The sequence below is a fragment of the Armatimonadota bacterium genome, from assembly GCA_031459855.1.
Lineage (GTDB): Bacteria > Sysuimicrobiota > Sysuimicrobiia > Sysuimicrobiales > Humicultoraceae > Fervidifonticultor > Fervidifonticultor primus.
In genome coordinates this window covers 1831109-1848103 of sequence record JAVKHP010000001.1, presented here as the reverse complement: position 1 = coordinate 1848103, position 16995 = coordinate 1831109, and the positions used below count along the sequence as shown (strand labels likewise).

General features: G+C 74.2%; 11 protein-coding genes. 7 read left to right on the top strand and 4 right to left on the bottom strand.

Annotation, left to right across the window (positions count from 1 at the left end; genetic code table 11):
- Positions 1 to 26: 26 nt before the first annotated feature.
- The 3 genes from QN157_08390 to QN157_08380 all read left to right on the top strand — a co-directional run bounded on the left by QN157_08390 (position 27) and on the right by QN157_08380 (position 5005).
- Positions 27 to 2102 (top strand): lytic transglycosylase domain-containing protein, encoded by a 2076-nt coding sequence (locus QN157_08390; GenBank protein MDR7555610.1) that lies wholly within the window; start codon positions 27 to 29, stop codon positions 2100 to 2102.
- A 234-nt stretch (positions 2103 to 2336) separates the two neighbouring features.
- Complete coding sequence (locus tag QN157_08385) at positions 2337 to 2891, top strand: Uma2 family endonuclease (protein ID MDR7555609.1); 555 nt, start codon at positions 2337 to 2339, stop codon at positions 2889 to 2891.
- 263 nt (positions 2892 to 3154) lie between these two features.
- Entirely contained in the window at positions 3155 to 5005 is a 1851-nt protein-coding gene (locus tag QN157_08380) for a cation-translocating P-type ATPase (GenBank protein MDR7555608.1), read from the top strand.
- Between the two features lie 207 nt (positions 5006 to 5212).
- On the opposite strand, the gene QN157_08375 is transcribed toward QN157_08380, so the two are convergent.
- From QN157_08375 to QN157_08360, 4 genes are all read right to left on the bottom strand, one after another.
- The gene (locus QN157_08375) at positions 5213 to 7366 is read right to left on the bottom strand and encodes a DUF1926 domain-containing protein (protein MDR7555607.1); all 2154 of its coding nucleotides are present in this window, start codon (positions 7364 to 7366) and stop codon (positions 5213 to 5215) included.
- A 56-nt stretch (positions 7367 to 7422) separates the two neighbouring features.
- Positions 7423 to 8736 carry an FAD-binding oxidoreductase gene (locus QN157_08370; GenBank protein ID MDR7555606.1) on the bottom strand — a complete coding sequence of 438 codons (1314 nt, stop codon included), beginning with the start codon at positions 8734 to 8736 and terminating at the stop codon, positions 7423 to 7425.
- A gap of 19 nt (positions 8737 to 8755) precedes the next feature.
- Positions 8756 to 9982, bottom strand: a complete 1227-nt coding sequence (locus tag QN157_08365) for a heterodisulfide reductase-related iron-sulfur binding cluster (protein ID MDR7555605.1) — start codon at positions 9980 to 9982, stop codon at positions 8756 to 8758.
- A 116-nt stretch (positions 9983 to 10098) separates the two neighbouring features.
- On the bottom strand, positions 10099 to 11688 hold the full coding sequence (locus QN157_08360) for an FAD-linked oxidase C-terminal domain-containing protein (protein ID MDR7555604.1): 1590 nt from the start codon (positions 11686 to 11688) through the stop codon (positions 10099 to 10101).
- Positions 11689 to 12058: 370 nt separating this feature from the next.
- On the opposite strand from QN157_08360, the gene QN157_08355 reads away from it, so the two are divergent.
- The 4 genes from QN157_08355 (at position 12059) to QN157_08340 (ending at position 16990) form a co-directional block, all read left to right on the top strand.
- Positions 12059 to 13093 carry a putative sulfate exporter family transporter gene (locus tag QN157_08355; protein ID MDR7555603.1) on the top strand — a complete coding sequence of 345 codons (1035 nt, stop codon included), beginning with the start codon at positions 12059 to 12061 and terminating at the stop codon, positions 13091 to 13093.
- A 1408-nt stretch (positions 13094 to 14501) separates the two neighbouring features.
- Positions 14502 to 14753 (top strand): DUF4115 domain-containing protein, encoded by a 252-nt coding sequence (locus QN157_08350; GenBank protein MDR7555602.1) that lies wholly within the window; start codon positions 14502 to 14504, stop codon positions 14751 to 14753.
- 142 nt (positions 14754 to 14895) lie between these two features.
- Positions 14896 to 15852, top strand: coding sequence for a P1 family peptidase (locus tag QN157_08345; protein ID MDR7555601.1), 957 nt, complete (start codon positions 14896 to 14898; stop codon positions 15850 to 15852).
- Between the two features lie 319 nt (positions 15853 to 16171).
- The gene (locus QN157_08340; protein ID MDR7555600.1) at positions 16172 to 16990 is read left to right on the top strand and encodes a sugar phosphate isomerase/epimerase family protein; all 819 of its coding nucleotides are present in this window, start codon (positions 16172 to 16174) and stop codon (positions 16988 to 16990) included.
- Positions 16991 to 16995: the final 5 nt, after the last annotated feature.

The following is a 16995-nucleotide window of genomic DNA, read 5'->3' as shown; positions in this document are numbered from 1 at the left end:
CGGTACCGAGCAGCGACACCGCGCCCGTGACGACGAGACGTGTGGCTGTGGCCACGGCCACCGTGCTGGTGGCAGCGCACCTCTTCGTGCCGCCGGCGGTCCTGCCGGCGGCCGTCTCCGACCTCGATGCCCTGGCGCGCAGCGTCCACACGGACGCGGGCGCTTGTCCCCAGCACCTCATGAGCCTCCAGACTCTGGCCACAGGGAACGGGATGCAGGCCCGGCGGGCGGCCTACTTGCTGGGCTGGTGCCTGGAGCGCTTCGAACGACACGGCGAGGCGGCGGCCGCCTACCGTGAGGCGGCCGCGCACCCCACGCTGACCGCGCACGCGCGCGTGCGTGAGGCGCTGGCGCTTGCGCGGGCGGGACGGGTCGCAGACGCCATCGCCGCCGGCGACGCAGCGGTGCGCGCGGTGCCTCCCGCTGCCCGTCGCGTGCGCGCCCGGGCGCTGGCCGCCGCCGCAGCCGCGCGCGCGGCGGCCGGGCGGACGGACGATGCGTTGGGCCTGCTCGACGAGGCCGTCCGGCTGTATCCCCAGGCGCCGCAGTGGTGGCTGGCGCTGGGAGAGGTGGCGGTCGCGGCCGGGCGCGGCGACCTCGCCCGGCGCGCGCTGGCCAGGGCGGCGTGGATGGATCCCGCGCATGCGGCCGCACGGCGCGCCAACGACGTCTTTGTGCAGGCGACGGGCCGGCCGCTCGCACCTGGTGACGTCCCGCTGGACGCGCGGCTCGACCGCGGGCGGCTGCTGCTGCAGCAGGGGGAGTGGGATGCGGCTGCGGGTGAGTTCCTGGCAGCCACGCGCGCGGCGCGTGCCGACGTGGCGGGCGAGGCATGGTACCGCCTGGGCGAGGTGCGGCTGTGGCGCGGTGCACGCGATGCCCACGACGCGTTTGCCCGGGCAGCACGGTTGGGCTGGAATCGACCAGGCGCGTACTACTGGATGGCGGTGGCGGCCCGGCGGGCAGGCGACGCGCGCGCCGCGCGCGACGCCACTGCCACGCTGTTCCTTACGGCGCCCCACAGCCGGTTCGCCGCGCTGGCGTGGCTGGGGATGGGACTGCGCGCGGAGGCGCAGGGCCGCACGGCCGACGCTGCGGCCGCCTACCGCCGCGCGGCAGCCGCACGGCCCGATGCGCACGAGGCTGCCGAGGCCCGCTGGCGCCTGGGATGGCTCGCGCTGCGCGCGGGGCGCGTGCCCGATGCCGTCGCGCGGTTCCGCGCGGCCGCCGCCGCAGCGCCGTCCCGCGGGGAGGCCGCACGCGCCTGGTACTGGGCCGCCAAAGCCGCCGAAGCGGGCGGCGGCGACGCCACCCCGCTTCTGCGCGTGGCGGCGGAGCGCTACCCGCTGACCTACTACGGCCAGCGGGCTCGCGAGCGCCTGGGATACCCCGCGCCCGTGTTGCCCCCGACGCTGCCACACGCCCCGCCCGACGCCCCCGCGCCCGCGTTCGAAGAACTCGCCCGGCTGGGCTTCGACGCGGACGCCGCCGAGGCCGCCGAAGACGCGCTGGAGGTCCGCCGCGATCTGCGAGTGATGCGCTTACTCGCCACGGTGTACGCGCGTCTGGGCGACGTGCGCCGCTCGGTGGACGTGGCGGAAGCGTTGCTGGCCGAGGGCATGCGCGACGAGGCGGTCTGGCGGCTGGCCTACCCCCGCGCGTTCTGGCAGGAGGTGACCGCCGCAGCCACCGCCGCCCAGATCGATCCGCTCCTGCTGCTGGCCCTGGTGCGTGAGGAGAGCCGCTACGATCCCGTGGCCGTGTCGCCCGCCCGCGCCGTGGGCCTCGCGCAGCTGCTCCCCTCGACCGCGCGGACCCTGGCGGGCGATCCCACCATCGACGTGGCCCGCCTCACGGACCCCGCGCTGAACCTGACCCTGGGCGCACGGTACCTGCGCATGCAGCTCGACCGGTTCCACGGCGACCTGCGCCTGGCCCTGGCCGCCTACAACGCCGGGCCCGGGAACGCCCGCCGCTTTGCCGGATTGGACCCCGACCCCGACTACCTCGTGGAGAAGATCGACTTCGCCGAGACGCGCGCGTACGTGCGCCGGGTGCTGGGGTCGTATGGCATCTACCGGCTGCTGTGGGGCGGGCGCTAGAGGCGTTACCGCAAAAAACCGCAAGAGGTCACCGGGCGCTGCGAGAGGGCGGCCCTGGTTGCGGGCCCACAACCGCCCTCACAGGGATCTGAGGTACGGGAACGGCGGGTGCGGGTGGACGAGGTGCCCACGCCCGCCCCCCCCCACAGGGATCTGAGAGCGAGGAACCGGCGCACCGGGGGAGAAAGGTGTGCGCTAGCCGGCCGATAGATCAGTTGGACCGGGAGGTCGTCGATGTCTGTGCAACGGGCAAGGCGCCGCTTCACGGTGGACGAGTACCACCGCATGGCCGAGGCGGGCATCCTCTCGGAGGACGATCGCGTAGAGCTGATCGAGGGCGAGATCGTCGACATGACCGCCATAAGGGGTTCCCATCTCGACTGCGTGAACCGGCTTACCCGTCTGTTGGTGACCAGGGTGGGAGCGCGGGCGGACGTGAGCGTGCAGAACCCGATCCGCTTGGACAGGTACTCCGAGCCGCAGCCCGACCTGGCGCTGCTGCACCCTCGGCCCTACGCGCCGGACCTGCCCGGCCCTCGGGATGTCTTCTTGCTGGTGGAGGTGGCCGACACCTCGGCTGCATACGACCGGCAGGTGAAGGTTCCACTGTATGCACGGGCCGGGATCCTGGAGGTCTGGCTGGTGGACCTGGAAGGACAGGCCGTCGAGGTGTACCGGGAGCCGGCGCCGGCCGGGTATCGCAACGCGCAAGCCTTCGCGCGGGGCCAGCAGTTGTCACCGCTCGCGTTCCCGGAGGTCGTGCTTACCGTCGACGAGATGCTCGGCTAGCCGGCCCCAGAGGCCCCAGGCCTCGCGGGCATGGTGGGCGGGCCGGCCATTCACAAGCCACCTGCGTGCGGCTTGCCGGGGCGCCGCAAACCGCCGGCCACGCGTCACAGCTGCTCCCGCAGCCCGCTCATCCGAGCGACACGTCGTCACCGCGGCAGGAGGGCGCGCCTTGCGCCCCTAATCGGACGCTCGTGCCGCCCTCTCCGGTCGATCCCCATGGACCGCACCGCGAGTTCGCGGGCCCGTGGTGGCGCTTTCCCGTCATGCGGGACGCGCTCCTGGCCGGCGCGATCATCGCCGTCACCTGGAGCCTAGGACACCTCGCCGGGCTGCACCGTCTGGAGCCGGTCGGCTACCTGCTGGCCATGGCCCTGGGCGGCAACCACTTCCTGCGCGAAGGGCTGCACGCGCTCCGGCACGAGCGCGCGGTCGGCATCGAGGTGCTCATGGCCACCGCGGCGGCCGGGGCAGCGGGGCTGGGGCTGTGGGACGAAGCCGCGCTCCTCGTCTTCCTCTACGCGACCGCCGAGGCACTGGAGGAGTACGCCTACGCCCGCACCCGGTCGGCGATCCGCTCGCTGCTGGCGCTGGCGCCGCAGGACGTGTGCGTCCTGCGCGACGGGCGCGAGGAGACGGTGCCGGCGACGCAGCTGCGGCGCGGCGACCGCTTCGTCGTCCGGCCGGGGCAGGTGGTGGCCACCGACGGCATCATCCGCGATGGCACCTCGGCGCTGGACGAGTCGCCCGTCACGGGCGAGTCCACGCCCGTGGACAAGGGGCCGGGCGACCGCGTCTTCGCCGGCTCGATCAACCGGCACGGGGCGCTGGTGGTCGAAGCGACCGCCACCTTCGAGGACAACACCCTGGCCCGCATCGTCCACCTGGTCGAAGAGGCGCAGGAGCGCAAGGGCCGGCTGCAACGGGTCATCGAGCGGTTCGGGCGGCGCTACTCGCCCGGGGTCCTGGCGGCCGCGGTGCTGCTCGCCGTCGTGCCGCCGCTGGTCGGGCAACCAGCAGGGCCGTGGGTGCTGCGCGCCGTGGTCCTGCTGGTGGCGGCGGCGCCCTGCGCGCTGGTCATGTCCACTCCCGTGGCCGTGGCCGCAGGGATCGGGAGCGCGGGACGGCACGGGATCCTCGTGAAAGGCGGCGTCCACCTCGAGAACCTCGGGCGTATCCGCGCGGTGGCGTTCGACAAGACCGGCACCCTCACCGAGGGTCGCCCGCAGCTCACCGACGTCATCCCCGCGCCCGGCGTCGCGCGAGACGACGTCCTGGCCCTGGCGGCCAGCGTCGAGCAGCGCTCCGAGCATCCGCTGGGGAAGGCGATCGTTCGCCGTGCCGGTGAGGAAGGCGTGGCGCTGGCAGCGGCGGCCGAGTTCACGGCGCTGGCCGGGCTGGGCGCGCGCGCCAGGGTCGACGGACGGGTGGCGGTGGTGGGCACTCCCGCCGCGCTGGAGCAGGAGGGCGTGGCGCTCGGCCCGCTGGTGGACGCGGCCGCTGCGCTGCAGGCCCAGGGCAAGACCGTCGTGGCCGTGGCGGCCGACGGCGTGGCGCTGGGGCTGCTGGCCCTGCACGACCGGCCGCGGGCGGACGCAGCCGCCGCCATCGCCGCGTTGCACCGGCTCGGGGTGACCGTCGTCATGCTCACCGGCGACCACGCGCGCACCGCCGACGCCGTCGCCAGGGACCTGGGCATCGACCGCGTGTACGCCTCGCTCTCGCCCGAGGACAAGGTCACCCACATCCGCCAGCTCGAGGAAGCCCTGGGCCCTGTGGCGATGGTCGGCGACGGCATCAACGACGCGCCGGCCCTGGCCGCGGCCACCGTGGGCATCGCCATGGGTGCTGCGGGCACCGACGCCGCCATCGAAGCGGCCGACGTCGCGCTCATGGCCGACGATCTCGTGAAAGTGGCCGAAGCGATCCGCCTGGGGCGGGTCGTGCGGGCCATCAGCCTGCAGAACCTCGTCTTCTCGCTGCTGGTCCTCAGCGTGCTGATCCCCGCAGCGCTCCTGGGCGCCATCACGGTGGTCGCGGCCATCGTGGTCCACGAGGTCAGCGAGTTGCTGGCCGTGGCCAACGGGCTGCGGGCGGCACGTCCGCTCCCGGCGTAGGGGCGTCGAGCGCCGTCCGGCGCGCCTGGCACTGGGCCACCGGGGCCACGTCCCCTGGCATCCCTAGCACGGAACGGCCGCCGGTACGTCTCCCGACTCGGGCGGCGGTCGGCACCTCTCCTGGCACTGGACGACGGCCGGTACGTCCCGCTGGCACCGGGCAACGAGCACCACGTGCCCCGGGCACAGACCCGCACGGCGGCGCAGTCAGCTGCGGCGCCGCACCTCGACGTGGAACGTGCCTTCCCAGACGGCGCCCGGCGCCAGGAGCAATGGCCGCGCCGACCACAGCGTCGCGCCCTGGAACGTACGCTCGTACCCGCCCTCAGACGCCGAGACCACCTCGATGGGAACGACCCACAGGTCGCCAGGCGGCGCGGTCACGACGACGTCCAGCGGCCGCGGCCGGTCGTGCAGGATCCAGCCCGTGACGTCGGGCAGCAGCGCCGGGGCGCCGACGCGGTGCGCCCGCCCCGACGCCGATGGCGCCTGGCCCCCGACCGGTGTCACCTCCGCGTCGGGCCCGTCTACGCCCCAGACGGTCTCCACCGCGAACACGGCGGCGATCGGGCGATCGCCCGTGTTGGTGATCCGGTAGGCCACCGTGACCACATGGCGTCCCGCGGGCACCCACAAGGTCTTCTCGACGCGCACCGGCGTGTGCACCTCACCGGCCCACACGTGGCCGTCCCGCCACAGGCGCACGGCGACGTCCGCACGACGCCGGGCCACCGTCACCTGGTACGGCTGGTCGACGAAGTCCCCGAGTTCCCGCACGGTCCACCCGAGCACGGCCGCAGGATCGGCGCCGGGCTCGAGAAAGTGGTCGAGGAACGCCGCGCGCCGGTACCAGTCGTAGTGCAGATGGCGTTCGAGCCCGGGTTCCTTGACCCGCACCCGCGTCGTGTGAATCGACTCGACCGCATCGGACCGGGCGAGCACCACCTCGCCCCGCGCTGCGGCCTCGCGCAGCTGGGCGTGGTAGCCTTCTTCCCGCCGGGTCATCACGTTGACCAGGTTGACCCGTGCTGCCCGCACGTCCCACTCCACGACGCCGCCGCCGGCGTCGGCGTCGAGCACGAGCACCTGGGCGTCGGTCGTCACCACGACCTCGGGCAAGCCGTCGGCGTCCGCGTCCTGCCGACGCGCCTGCACCCACCTGCCGCGCCGGCGGTCCGCCAGGGCCTCGGCGGCGATGAGGTGCGCGTAGGTGGCCGCCCGGATGTGCCCGAGGTAGACGCCGCCGAAGACGCCGTGCCAGTAGGGGCAGTTGCACTGCCCCTGCCAGAGGTGGTCCAGCGCGCGGGCCCGCGCTGGTCCTGGCGGCATGCGCCAGACCTTGCGGCTGGCGCGCAGCATCGCCTTGTGCATGGTGTTGATCTCAGGGTACTTCACCAGGAAGTGCCGCCAGTAGCCGCCGTGGAGGAACGGCAGCACGTCCTCGCGCCCCTGCGCCGCCAGCTCGTGCTTGAGGGCGGGCAGCTGTGCCGCGCGCGGGGCCGGCAACGCCCACTCGGTCATCTCATCGTAGGCCGCGGTGGGCAGGTAGACGCGGCCGCGCGGCGGGTGGCGGTCGAGCCACGCGCCGGGCGGCACCGTGACCAGCCACGCGCTGGCCGCCTCCACGGCGGCGAAGAACTCCTCGATCCAGCCGCGCTCCCAGCACAGGAGCGACGTCCCGGGCCACAACCCGAACTTCTCGCCGTCGTCGCCCATGACCAGCAGGCGCGGCCGGCCGTCGGCCGGGGTACGGTCGGCCTGGGCCCGCAGCCACGCCATGAGGTCGGGCACCGTGGCCCACGGGATGCGGTAGCGCAGTGCCTTGAGGCTGGGGAAGATGGCCAGCGGCGCGCCCGCCTCCTCGGTGACGAAGTAGCCGACGAGGTCGTCTTCCTGCAGCCCGACCCGGAAGAAGTGCGCATCGTCCACGATGGTGTAGCGCACGCCCGCGGCCGCCAGCGGTCGGGGCAGGTGCGGCTCCCAGACCCGCTCGGCCAGCCACAGGCCGGTGGCCCGCACGCCGAAGAGCGCGCGCACCGCCGCGGTCATCTTGCGGATCTGGCCGCGCTTGTCGGGGTCGGGAATCACGGGCAGGATCGGCTCGTAGTACCCGCCGGTCATGATCTCGACCTGGCCGCGGGCGGCCAGCGCGCGCAGGCGCGCCAGCAACCCGGGCTGGCGGTCGCGCAACCAGTCCAGCACCGGACCGGAGTAGTGCAGCGCCAGGCGCACCGCGGGGTGCCGCTCCAGGGCCGCGACCATGGGCGCGTACGCCCGGCGGTACGCGTCCTCGAAGACGTGGTCGAAGTTCCCTACCGGCTGGTGGTTGTGGATCGCCAGCGCCAGGTGCAGGCGTGCCATGCGACGATGCCTCCTCCGGGCCAGGCGGCGCGGTCCGATGCGACGGCCACGCCGGGCTACAACCCCGCCACGAAGCGGCCCGGGTTGAGGATCTGGTGAGGGTCGAACGCGGCCTTGAGCGCCCGCATCACCGGCAGCGCCGGAGGAACCGGGGCCCACACGTCGCCGGTGGCCTTCAGGGCCGCCGGCAGCCGGGCCAGCAGCAGGTGGCCATGGTGGTCGACCGCCACCTGCCGCAGGCCGTGCAGCGTCGTGGCCGCAAACCCCGCAGGCGGCCCTGCGGCCCAGACGACGCCGGCTGCCACGTGCGCCACCAGGCCCGCGGCCGCGGGGAGGCCGGCGCGCAGCGCGGCCAGCGCACCCGGCAGCCGTCCCACGGGTACCGACAGGCGCGCGGCCACCAGCTCGCCCGCCCAGCCGAAGTCGCGCACCGCGCTCCACACGCGTTGCGCGGCCTCGATCCCGAGCGCCTCGTGCTGCACGCCGGCCTGCGCGGCCCAGGCAGCCACGTCGCGCTCGGCCCGGGCCACCGCGGGCGCGATGCCGTCGGCGCGCACCAGCAGCACCGGCGACGAGACGCCCAGCAGCCCGCCCACCGCGGCGCCCAGCAGCGCCGCCGCCGGTCGGTCGAGCAGCGTCAGACCCGTCGGCACCAGCGGCGATGCGGCGATGCGCCCCGCCAGGGCCACGAGGGCGTCGAGCTCGCCCCACAGCGCCACGGTGCGCGTCGCTTCGGGCAGGGGGAAGACCTTCAGCGTCAGCTCGACGAGCACGCCGACCGTGCCCATGGCCCCGACGAACAGCTTGGCCATGTCGTAGCCGGCCACGTTCTTCACGGTCTTCCCGCCCCAGCGGACGAGGCTGCCGTCCGGCAGGGCGGCGCGCACTCCGATCACCAGGTCCCGCACCGGACCGAACCGACCTCGCCACGGCCCGCCCAGGTCGAGCGCGGCGACGCCGCCCAGGGTCGCGCGCGGCGCACGGGGCGGCTCCACGGGCAGCCACTGGCCGGCCGCGGCCAGCGTCTCACCCAGCGCCTCCAACGTGATCCCGGCGTCGGCGGTGACGGTCAGGTTCGCGGCGTCGTGGTCGAGCACGCGGGCCAGCCGGTCGGTGCGCAGCACCACGCTGGCGGCGCGGGGCGGGTTGCCCACCTCCTGCGCGGTGCCCCCGCCCCACGGGATGACCGCGGCTCCAGCCTCGGCGCAGAGGCGCAACACCCCAGCGACCTGATCGGCGTCGCGCGGCCGGACGACGACCTGCGGCACGTGCCCGTCGACCGCGTAGCGCGCCAGCCCGGCCGTCAGCACCGCGTCGGCGCCGATCAGCGCCTGCACCCGGGACGCCAGGGCGTCGACCGTCACGTGCACCCGGGGACCCTCGCCCGCCTCACGCCCCCGCCTGGTCGAGGAGGTCCATCAGGTGCGCGACGCGCACAGGGACGCCAAACCGGCGGGCGCCGTACTGCAGCTGCAGCATGCATCCGGGGTTGGGCGCCACCACCACCTGCGCGCCGGTGGCCCGCACCGCCTCCATCTTGTCGCGCAACAACGTCTCGGCCATGGCGGGCTGCAGCAGGTTGTAGATGCCGGCGCTGCCACAGCAGCGGTCGGCGGCGGGCATCTCCACCAGGCGGACGCCGGCTGCCGCCAGCAGCGCGCGCGGCTCGGTCCGCACGCGCTGGCCATGGGCCAGATGGCAGGGGTCCTGGTAGGTGGCGACGACCGGGACCGCCTGCGGCTGCGTGCGCAGCCCGAGTTGCACCAGCCATTCGGTGGCGTCGCGCACCCTGGCGGCAAAGCGCTCGGCTCGCGCCGCGTAGACGGCATCGTCGGCCAACAGGTGCCCGTAGGCCTTCATGGCCGCCCCGCACCCCGCGGCGTTGGTGACGATGGCGTCGACGTCGTCGGGAAAGGCATCGACGTTCCGCCGGGCCATCGCCCGGGCGGTCTGCGCTTCCCCGTAGTGGCTGTTCAGCGCACCGCAGCACACCTGGCCTGCGGGGACCACCACCTCGCACCCGTTGCGCCGCAGCACGCGCACCGTGGCGTCGTTCACGTCGGGGAAGAACAGGCTCATGGCGCAGCCCGCCAGGAACCCCACACGCGCCCGGCGCTCACCCAGCGCGGGCAACACCTCGGCCTCGGGACTGAAGCCCCGCGGCGGCACCTCGGGGGCCAGCGCGGCACGCTGTCGCAGGCCCGTGGGCAACACGCGCTGCGCGAAGGCCAGCAGGCCGGTGCGCTGTGCCGCGCGCAGGGCCGCGGCCGCGCGCCGCAGCCGCCCGGGGTAGGGCATGAGCTGGCGCAGCACGAACCGGACCACCGCCCGCTGCACGGGCGGGCCCGGTGGGCCCAGCACGGCCCGCGCGGCCTCCGCGATACGCCCGTACTGGACGCCCGACGGGCAGGCGGTCTCGCACGCCCGACACATCAGGCACAGGTACAGGTGGTCGGCGATGGCCGCCGGCTCCAGCCGTCCCGCCGCCGCCTCCTTCACGAGCCAGATGCGTCCGCGAGGGGACTCGGCTTCCAGACGGGTGACCCGGTAGGTGGGGCACTGGTTCAGACACAGGCCGCAGTGGATGCAGGTCTCGACCTCGGGAATCCATGGCATCGCCGAAGTCCCGGCAGCTCGCGGCGCGACAGCAGCGCCCGACGCGGCGCCACCCGGCGGCGCGAGGTCGGCCGGACCGAGCCGCGCGGGCACTGCGGGGGCGTGGGACGGGCCGCTCATGCCGGCGGCGCAACGCCACCCGGCCGCCCCGCAACCTCGGGGGCAGTCGCGCCGGGGCTCTCCGGGACGGCCGCGGCGAGGGTCTCCGGGGCGGCCACGGCAACGCCGCCCCTCCCTGCCTCACCCCCTGCCTCACGGATGACCGTGTGCGCCGCAGCGCCGTCGTCCACCTCGCGCGGCGCGGGGATCGCGTGCGGGGACCGGCCGATCGGGAAGATCTTCTCGGGGTTGCACAGCCCGTCCGGATCGAAGACGGCCTTGATGCGCTTCATCGCGGCGATGTCGGCCTCGCCGAACATCCAGCCCAGGTACTCGCGCTTCTCCAGGCCGATGCCGTGCTCGCCGGTGATGGTCCCGCCAGCGTCCACGCAGGCGCGCATGATGTCCTCGGTCAACCCCACCACGCGCGCGTACTCGGGCGAGTCTTCAGCGATGTCGAAGAACGGGGTGGGATGCATGTTCCCGTCGCCAGCGTGGAAGAAGTTGGCGACACCCACCTCCCACTTCCGGCCGGCAGCCAGGACCTGGCGCATCACCTCGGCCAGGCGGGAGCGCGGCGCGCACACGTCGAGCATCATGGCGCGCCGGCCCAGCCGGCCCAACGCCCCGTAGGCATGCTTGCGGCCCTTCCAGAGGCCGGCGCGCTCCTCGGCCGTGGCGGCGGTCTGGATGCGACGGGCGCCGTGCTGACGGCAGATCGCCTCGATCCGCTCGATCAGCACCGGCACGGCCTCGGCCACCCCTTCGACCTCGATCAACAACGCCGCCTCGGCGTCCTCGGGGAACCCGGCGCCCAGCGTGCGGTTCACCGCCCGCATCGAGATCCCGTCGAGGACCTCCAGCGCTTCGGGCACGATGCCGGCAGCGATGACCGCGGAGGTGGCCTCACACGCGGCGTCCATGGCGTCGTAGATCGCGAGCAGCGTGCGCACCGCCTCGCGCTTCTGGACCAGGCGCACGACGATCTTGGTCACGATCCCAAGGGTCCCCTCGGAGCCCACCAGCAGGCCGACGAGGTCGTAGCCCGGTGCGTCGTGCGCGCGGCCGCCCACCCAGGCGAGCGTCCCGTCGGACAGCACCACCTCCAGGCCCAGCACGTTGTTCCCGGTGACCCCATAGGCCAGGCAGTGCGGCCCGCCGGCGTTGGTGGCGACGTTGCCGCCGATGGTCGACGCCACCTGACTGCCCGGGTCGGGTGCGTAGAACAGGCCGTGGGGCTCCAGCGCCGCGGTCAGATCGGCATTCACGACGCCTGGCTCGACGACCGCGAGCCGGCTGGCGACGTCGATCTCGAGGATGCGGGTCATGCGGGTGAGGGCCACCACGATGCCGCCCCGCACGGGAATGGCGCCGCCGGCCAACCCGGTGCCGGCGCCCCGCGCGACGACCGGCAGGCCGGCCTCGCGGGCGATCCGCACCACCGCCGCCACCTGCTCGGCGCTATCGGGCAGCACCACGGCGTCCGGGCGGCCCCGCGCCACCATCAGGGCATCCTGCTCGTACACCGACACGTCGTCGGTGCGGTGGAGCACGTACGGCCGTCCGACGACGGCTTCCAGGCGGCGGATCAGCTCGGTGCGGTCCATGACCTCCCCGGCGCGCGTCCCCGGTGCCGGTGGTACCGCGACACGACCTCTTGTTTCCTGTGCACGGGGCGATCTCCTGCGGGCGGTGCGTCTACCCGGGTATCCATGCCGCGCGAGCCGGCCTCCACCCGCGTGCGTGGCTCGCCGGTGCACCGGTGCTGCCTGCCTGACGCCGTGGGCCGGGCTGCGATGGGCAGCCGGCGCGTCCTGTGTCAACGTAGGCCGATACTGCATGCCGGCCGGCCAGCGCGCAGGGACGGTGCCCCTGGCCGCGGTAGTCATGCCAGAGCGTGGGCTCGTGCGAATCGGCGGCAGCCGTTGCTGGCCTCGTGCACGCGCCCGACATTCCGCGTCCGCCGGGGAGGTATCGATGCACGACCTGCGACCTACCGTCACCCGCACGCTGCCCACCGCGGTGGCTCCCCTCGCATCCGGCCTGCTGGTCACGGCGGCGGTGGCGACAGTCGCCTGGGCCGGCGGCGGCTGGGTCCCGCTCGTCGGCGCGCCGGTGCTGGCACTCGCCGTGGGACTGACGGTGCGCACCGTCAGCGGTCCGCGGCCGGCGTGGCGCCCCGGCCTGGACTTCGTCCTCAAGAGGCTACTGCGGGTGGCCATCGTGCTCTTCGGGACCACGCTCAGCTTCGCCCAGGTGCTGCGCATCGGCACCGGTACCCTGGCGGTGCTGGGTACGACCGTGGTGCTGGCGCTGGGGCTGACCGCGCTGTTCGGGCGATGGCTGCGTGCACCCGGGGGACTCGTCGGCCTGATCGGCGCGGGCACCGCTATCTGTGGCGCGACAGCCATCCTGACCATCGGGCCCATCATCGAAGCGCGTCAAGAGGAGATCGCCTTCGCCGTGACAACGATCTTCCTCTTCAACATGCTGGCGGTGGTCGTCTACCCGGCGCTGGGCCATGTGCTCGCCCTGTCCGACGCCGCCTTCGGCGCCTGGGCCGGCGCGGCCATCCACGACACCTCCTCGGTGCTGGCGGCTGCGTTCCAGTTCAGCGAGCCCGCCGGCCAGGTCGCTACCGTGGTGAAGCTCACCCGAACGCTGCTGCTGGTACCACTGGCGCTCGCGTTCGGCATCGCGTCCAGCGTGCGGCGCAGCCGCACCGGGGGCGTGGCACGGCCTCGCGTCCGCCTGGCGCGAATCTTCCCCTGGTTCGTCCTGTGGTTTGCTGCGGCTGCCCTGGCGAACACCGCCGGGCTGGTGGCGCCGCCGGTCGCCCGGACCGCCTCGCTGGCGGGCCGCGTCCTGGTGGTCATGGTGATGGCCGCAGTGGGGCTGTCGGCCGACCTGCAGGGCATGCGCCGCGTGGGACTGCGCCCGCTCGGCATCGGCCTCCTGGCGTCGGTTGCGATCGCGGTGGTCAGCCTGGCCCTGATCCGGGCGTGGCTGTAGGGTCGGACCGTGGACGCTCGGTGGATCTGCCCGCGGGGAGAGGAGCGGCGGATTGGGACGATTAGCGGGTGGCCAGCAGCCAACGCGACGTGCAGGTGCGCAGCAGGGAGACGAGCGGTGGATTGGGGGACTATTAGGGAAGTTCGCGGACAGCCGCGACCGCCTCTTAGGGAAAATCCTCGTCTAGAACTCCCCAAAGAAGGGTAGAAACTCCCCGAAGCCTCCAGCGGCGGGTACCGATGGTCGGCGAGGCCCGGACGCGCCGCCGGAAGGAGGTGCTGCGCGTATGCCGCAGACCCCGATGGTGCTCCTGCTGGGCAGCGTGCCGCCCAGCGCCGAGGACACGGCCTCCCACACGTTGTGCGCACTCGCGGTGGCTCCCGATGGCACGCTCACCGTGGCGGGACTGCGTCGCGTCGCACGCGTGGACACCCCTGCCTGGACGAGCCTGCTCCAGGAACTCCGGGCCGGCACGGCTACCCCTGTGCTGGTGTGTTGTGACGGCACGCCAGCGGTGGTGCGCGCCGTGGAAGCGACGTTCCCGGGTGTCGCTATCCAGTACAGCATCCCTCACCGGCTGGCCGTCATGCGGCGCAGCGTGGACGGTCGAAGGCACGCGGGGTGCACGGAGGAGGCCCGCAGGATCTTCCTGGCGGGCGACCGCGAGGCCGCCGCAGCCCGCTTCCGCGCCTGGCGCGCTCGCTGGGTGGCAGAAGGCGAGCGAGCCGCCCGCGATCTGGAGACCGACCTGGCGCGGTGCCTGGCCTTCTACCGGTTGCCCCGCCATCTGCGGGCACGCGCACGCAGCGTGTGCGTTGTCCGGCATGTGCTCCGAGGCGGCGCGCGCACCGGGCCGACCCTCCGGAAGCCGCCGCCCGCCGCCGACGTGGCGGCGGGTGCAGGCATGTTGCGCGCAGGACCAGCGCGTGTGGGGCTCGTCCCGGATGCGGTGCGGCACCTGCCGGACGCACGAGCTCTGCCCGGCCCGTCCAGGCCGCAGCGCAGACGCCCGAGGGGATGGGCGGTGGTGGGCGCAGTTGTGCTCCTCGCCGCCGCTGGCGCGTCGTACCTGCCGGGGCGTTCTCTCCGGTCGTTGGCCGTCGCGCAGCATCGAGCTGTCTCTCCACCGACAGACGGGGCCGGTGCCCTGGATCGTGGGGTCGCGCCCGCCGGCGCCGACCGCGACACGATCGCGGTAGGCGGTCCGGCGACGCACGCCGCGGATCCCGCAGCCGCTGGTGCTACCGCGCCGCCGTCGATCGTTATGGGCCGCTCGGGTTCCCCCGAACTGCCCCCGCAGGCCCGGTCTCCGACAGGCCCCGCGCACGTGGGGGCTCGCCCGAACGGCGCACCCGGCGAGGTTGCGGAGACACCTCGGAGCGCCCTGCCCGCCCGCGGCCACGCGACCATGGGCGTCAGCGTGATCTTGAGTGCCACCGGCAGGTCGTGGCTGCGGGTCACAGTCGACGGCATTCGGGTCTTCGAGGGCGTCGTGCGCGCCGGCGAGATCCGGCAGTGGACTGCCCGTCGCGTGATCCACATCAGGACGGGAAACGCGGGGGCGGCCGACCTCACGGTCAACGGTCTGCGCCTCGGCGTGCCGGGACGGATCGGCCAGATCGCGTCGTTGACCTTCACGCCGTCGGGCGCAAGACCCTGAGATCACCCAGCGTCGCATCCGGCGCGGGCGCTACAGGAGGATGGTCTGGGGAAGGGGTGCGCGCCCGCCCTCCCGAAGAGTCGCGGCGTGTGCCCGACCGTCGTGGCCTGCAGTGCCCCATGACGTCCAACGCCGTCGCCGCATGACGTCCATCACCGACGTGCCCGGCATCCGCGTGGGCCACGAGACCGACCTCGTGGGCCTGACGGGCTGCACGGTCGTGCTCTGCGAAGGCGGCGCCACGGCGGCAGGCGAGGCGCGCGGGGCCGCGCCGGGCACGCTGGGCCTGTCGGTCCTGCACCCGGGCAACCTGGTCCAGCGGATCCACGGCGTGCTGCTGGCGGGCGGCAGCGCGTTCGGCCTGGCCGCGGCCGACGGCGTGATGCGCTACCTGGAGGAGCGCGACTGCGGCCTGGACACCCGCGTGGCGCGGGTGCCCATCGTGTGCGGCGCCGTGATCTTCGACCTGGGCCTGGGCGACCCGCGGGCCCGGCCCGACGCGGCCATGGGCTACCGCGCGTGCCAGCAGGCCACCGACGGCCCGGTGGCCGAGGGCAGCGTGGGCGCCGGCACCGGCGCCACCGTGGGCAAGATCCTGGGGCCCGCCTACGCGATGAAGGGCGGTGTGGGCACCTGGAGCGTGCGCCTGCACGACGGCACGGTCGTGGGCGCGCTGGTGGTGGTCAACGCCCTGGGCGATGTGCGCGCCGAAGACGGGACGATCCTGGCTGGCGCCCGCGCGCCCGAGGGGGGCTTCGCGGACGCGGCGCGTGCGCTGCTGCGCCGGCCGCCCGACGCGGTGTTCGCCACCAACACCACCCTGGCCGTGGTGGCCACGTCCGCGACGCTCACCAAGGCGCAGTGCTGGCGCCTCGCGGTCCAGGGACACGCGGGCCTGTCGCGGGCGATCGCGCCCTCGCACACGTTGTTCGACGGCGACACGGTCTTCGCGCTGGCGACGGGCGTGCACGCCACCGGCGACCTCGTCGGCCTGGGCGAGGCCTGCGCGCAGGCGGTCGCTGAAGCGACGCGCCGTGCCGTGCGCGCAGCCCGTGGCCTCGGCGGCGTCCCGGGCTACCCGGACCTGCAGCCCGCCTGAACAGGCGCGCGGAGAACGGCGCCCGACCAGACGCACGGAGGCCTGTGCCTCGGATGCATCGCGCCCGGGCGCCGGTGCAGACGGGGTGTGCACAGGGTGCAGGAAGGCGCGTTCGGCCACCAGGGCCGTGGTGGTATGATTACTCCCGGACCCGGGTCGGCGGGGGACCGGCGTCTACGGAGCGTGTGCAATTGCGCCCCATGATGACGCGGACCGTCCCGCACCCGGCAGGGTGCCACTCAGCGGCGGCACCATGCTGCAGTGGGGCTGCATGACGACCCGACCCGCCAGGCACCGGGCGGGGTGAGGAGCGTGAGACGTGGATCTGGCGATCTCCAGTTTTGCGGCGGTCCGTCGGCCGCTCCAGGAGGCGGCCGCAGACCTGCTGGCCGCGGACGTTGGCATCGAGATCCTCTGTGAGCCGCCCCACGCGTGGCCGCCGCCCGTGCCCTGGCCCCATGGCCGCGTGGTCTCGCTGCACGCTCCCATCCTCGGCATCAACATCGCCAGCACCAACCCGGGCATTCGTGAGGAGTCGGTGGCGCAGGTGATCGCGACGATCCACGAGGCGGCGCGGCTGGGCGCGCGGGGCGTGGTCGTGCACCCGGGCCTCCCGCCCTACCAGGAGGTCTTCCCACGCGAGACCGGACTGCCGCACGCGGTGGCCTCGCTGCGCCGGTGCGCCGACGCGGCGGCGGCCGCCGGCATCCACCTCTATCTCGAGAACATGCCGGCGGTGGCGCTGGCCGATGGTGCGCCCCGCATCGGGTTCGCGTACGGGGTGCGCTACGAGGAGCTGCGCGAGCTGTTCGAGCGGGTGGCCCATCCGGCGCTGCGCCTGTGCCTCGACGTGGCCCACGCCTACCTGGCCGGCCCCGACGTGCTGCGGGCTCTGCTCGCCGACCGGGACGTGGTGCACGTGCACGTCAACGACAACCGCGGACGGCGTGACGACCACCTCGCCTGGGGCGACGGCGAGATCAGCCAGGCCGTCGACCTGGGGCGCGACCTGCCCCCGTGGGTGCAGACCGTCGTCATGGAGACCGCGACGGTCGACGCCGCCCATCGGTCGCTCGCCCGGGCGGGGCTGGGCGTCGCGCAGGGACGCGACGCCACCGAAGGGAGGGCACGCAGGTGATGCAG

Coding starts and splice junctions, on each gene's coding strand:
- QN157_08385 (MDR7555609.1), top strand. CDS start 2,337: ATGTCTGTGCAACGGGCAAGGCGCCGCTTCACGGTGGACGAGTACCAC.
- QN157_08380 (MDR7555608.1), top strand. CDS start 3,155: ATGCGGGACGCGCTCCTGGCCGGCGCGATCATCGCCGTCACCTGGAGC.
- QN157_08375 (MDR7555607.1), bottom strand. CDS start 7,366: ATGGCACGCCTGCACCTGGCGCTGGCGATCCACAACCACCAGCCGGTA.
- QN157_08365 (MDR7555605.1), bottom strand. CDS start 9,982: ATGCCATGGATTCCCGAGGTCGAGACCTGCATCCACTGCGGCCTGTGT.
- QN157_08360 (MDR7555604.1), bottom strand. CDS start 11,688: ATGGACCGCACCGAGCTGATCCGCCGCCTGGAAGCCGTCGTCGGACGG.
- QN157_08355 (MDR7555603.1), top strand. CDS start 12,059: ATGCACGACCTGCGACCTACCGTCACCCGCACGCTGCCCACCGCGGTG.
- QN157_08350 (MDR7555602.1), top strand. CDS start 14,502: ATGGGCGTCAGCGTGATCTTGAGTGCCACCGGCAGGTCGTGGCTGCGG.
- QN157_08345 (MDR7555601.1), top strand. CDS start 14,896: ATGACGTCCATCACCGACGTGCCCGGCATCCGCGTGGGCCACGAGACC.